Origin of the sequence: Nocardioides sp. CF8 (genome assembly GCF_000389985.1) — a bacterium.
Lineage (GTDB): Bacteria > Actinomycetota > Actinomycetes > Propionibacteriales > Nocardioidaceae > Nocardioides > Nocardioides allogilvus.
Window position 1 is genome coordinate 4,053,173 of record NZ_CM001852.1, and the last position, 2,628, is coordinate 4,055,800.

Here is a 2,628-nt window from a genome sequence, read left to right on the forward strand (position 1 = left end):
AACAGTCTCCGGAAACTCCGGGGCGGTTCAGACCGTCGCGACGTCGGTCGTGCGGGCGAACGTGGGGTCGTGGATCACGATGGGTGCCCGTCGGCGGTGCGTTGGATATCGAACTCGACAAGGTCGGCGCCCGCGGTGGCGGCCGCGCGCATGGCCGGCACGGTGTTCTCGGGCGCGATGTCGGAGAATCCGCGGTGCGCGATGACCATCACGTTCGCGGGCCGCGATGATCGCGCGGTGACGACCGCGTTGCTGGGCGCCGTCTTGACGGTTCGTGTGGTCGGCTCTGGGTTAAGCAGTGCCGACAGCGGGAGGGCGAGCAGTCCAGCGAAAAGTCCGGCGAGCGACACCGCGACGGCGGTCCGCCGGGGCATCATGCCGCGACCTTGGGGCTGGCGTGCTCCAGCGTCGGCGACGTCTGCTGGGCCCGGGTCCTGCGGCTCCGGGCGAGCCCCATGGCCGCGGGAATCAGGGACAGGGCGACCATGCCGATCGCGAACAGCTCCACGTGCGCCGCGATCAGTGGGACCCCGCCGAGGTAGAACCCCACAGTCAACAAGCCGGTGGTCCAGGCGATGGCGCCGAGGAGGTTGTAGGCGGTGAACTGGCGCCGGGGCATGCGGGCGACGCCGGCGACCACCGGGGTGAAGGTTCGGACCACGGGTACGAACCGGGCCAGCACCACCGCCTTGGGCCCGTGCTTGGCGAAGAACGCCTGGGCTCGTTCGGCATGGGACCGGGAGAAGAACCGCGACTCGGTGCGGGAGAACACCCGGGGACCGAACCGGCGCCCGAGGAGGTATCCGACCTGGTCGCCGGCCACCGCGGCCAGCAGCAGGCTCGCCGCGACCAGCCAGAACGGGAGGTGCAGTAGCCCCCCGGCGGCCAGGACGCCGAGGGTGAACAGCAGCGAGTCACCCGGCAGGAAGAACCCGACCAACAGCCCGGTCTCGGCGAACACGATGCCCATCGCGACCAGCAGTGCGACCGGACCGAGGACGAGCAGGAAGGGTGTCAGGGCGGCGATCATGACTCGGACGGTAGGCGCGGTCACCTGCCGATCACCTGACTGAAGCATCCAGCCCGAGCGTCCAACCCGGGCGGGCACCACACGGGACACCACGGAGTGCGTCGCGCCGCACACGTCGCCGCACACCTCGGCGCATTTGCAGCGCGGCGCACATCGCGACCCATCAGCGGCACCACCCGGTATCGCGGGGGCACCGACCCGGAGCCGGGGGCTCGTTGGATCGGAGCGGAGGTGGGTTGCTCCCGGCTGGGGTCGCTCCGTGGGCCAGCCCTCGGCCAGCGGTCGAAACTGAACGCTTGGATGGCTGCCTGCCGCGGCGCTGGATGGCGACGGCACCACGACCGCCTCAGGGTCGTGAGGGCAGGTCAAAGGCGCCGTGTCGAGTCTGGGAGCGGGCACCGAAGCTGCGGCTCGGTCGTCAGAGGCGCAGTCCTGCCCGGGTCTTGTCAGTCGTCGGCCGGGTCCTCGGAACCTTCGTTCTTCGAGTCGACGACCTGGAAGGCCTTGTCGAGTTGGACATCGACCTGGTCGCCGTTGCCCAGGGTGACCTCGACCTCGTAGTAGCTCTCCTCATCGCCGACCTCGGTGTCGGTGACCTTGCCGCCGCCGGTGAACTCGAGGGCTGCGTCGCTGGCCTGCTTCAGGGCGTCACCAGTGATCGGGCCTTCGGTGTCGTCGCCGCCCGTGGCGACGGCGACCCCCGTGGTTGCGCCGGTCGCGACCACGAGCACTCCTGCCGCGATTGCTGTCTTGGTCTTCCGGTTCATGTCGGCTCCTGGTGATCGATGGTGCGTCCAGAGTGTCAGCCGATGGCTGAAGTCACGCTGAACTCCCCTCACCCTGGTTCGCAAGTCCCTGGCCTCAACTCGTCGAGGAGCCCGGGGCCACGCTGACCATGTCGTCGATCCACGACCTCAGCGCTCACGGGGACGACCGGAGTCGGGGCAGTCGGGGGCGAGGTCGCGCACCGATGGGTGCGGTGGGTGGTGATCCGGGGCCGCCGGGTTTCCACCAGCACGGGCTCGGATGGCGACCCGCGCCCCTCAGCGACCGAGAGGGTCGGTCAGGATCTGTGCCAGGGCCTCGAACCCGTCGGTGCACCAGTACTCGCCGTCTGGGGTGACTGCGTAGGCATCGACGCCGTCGAGCCCGTCCAGCCATGGCCGGGAGTCGTGCCCCATGGCGAAGGCGGCGGTGGCGGCCCAGTCGACGAGGGTGAGGTCGGTCCCGACGACGGTGATGCAGGCGAGCTCGCTGGCGGCCGTGCCGGCGACGGGGTCGATGATGTGCGGGCCGCGTTCGGATGTCCCCGAGGTGGCCACGGCCAGGCGAGCGTGTTGCGCCGATGGGCTGATCACGGCGAGCAGCCGGTGCCGGTCGGAGGGGTCGACGATGCCGATCCGCCAGGCATCACCGGGTCCGGGGACCCCAACGCACTGCACATCACCGCCGGCGGTGATGCAGTGGTGCTCGGAACCGACACGAAGCAGCAGGTTGCTGGCCACCTCGACACTCCACCCCTTGACCATGCCGGAGGGGTCGAGCCGTCCTTCGGGGTGGTCGGTGAAGTAGCCGCCGCTGGCTGTGGCGGGTTTTTT

At 69.9% G+C, this 2,628-nt stretch carries 4 protein-coding genes; all 4 read right to left on the minus strand.

Annotated elements, in window-relative coordinates; all coding sequences use genetic code 11:
- Positions 1-74 precede the first annotated feature (74 nt).
- Positions 75-377: a glycerophosphodiester phosphodiesterase family protein gene (locus CF8_RS19745; RefSeq protein WP_010834857.1), complete on the minus strand. Its 303-nt coding sequence runs from the start codon at positions 375-377 to the stop codon at positions 75-77.
- Entirely contained in the window at positions 374-1,030 is a 657-nt protein-coding gene (locus tag CF8_RS19750) for a DedA family protein (protein ID WP_010834858.1), read from the minus strand. Before CF8_RS19750 ends, CF8_RS19745 begins: the two co-directional genes overlap by 4 nt.
- Before the next feature lie 446 nt (positions 1,031-1,476).
- Positions 1,477-1,797, minus strand: coding sequence for a PepSY domain-containing protein (locus CF8_RS19755; RefSeq protein ID WP_036491588.1), 321 nt, complete (start codon positions 1,795-1,797; stop codon positions 1,477-1,479).
- A gap of 276 nt (positions 1,798-2,073) precedes the next feature.
- Positions 2,074-2,628: FAD:protein FMN transferase (locus CF8_RS19760; RefSeq protein WP_198016897.1), on the minus strand; the 555-nt coding region annotated here is incomplete at its 5' end.

What these genes read in the sequence shown, in the direction of transcription:
- CF8_RS19745 (WP_010834857.1), bottom strand. Translation starts at nt 377, where the DNA reads ATGATGCCCCGGCGGACCGCCGTCGCGGTGTCGCTCGCCGGACTTTTC.
- CF8_RS19750 (WP_010834858.1), bottom strand. Translation starts at nt 1,030, where the DNA reads ATGATCGCCGCCCTGACACCCTTCCTGCTCGTCCTCGGTCCGGTCGCA.
- CF8_RS19755 (WP_036491588.1), bottom strand. Translation starts at nt 1,797, where the DNA reads ATGAACCGGAAGACCAAGACAGCAATCGCGGCAGGAGTGCTCGTGGTC.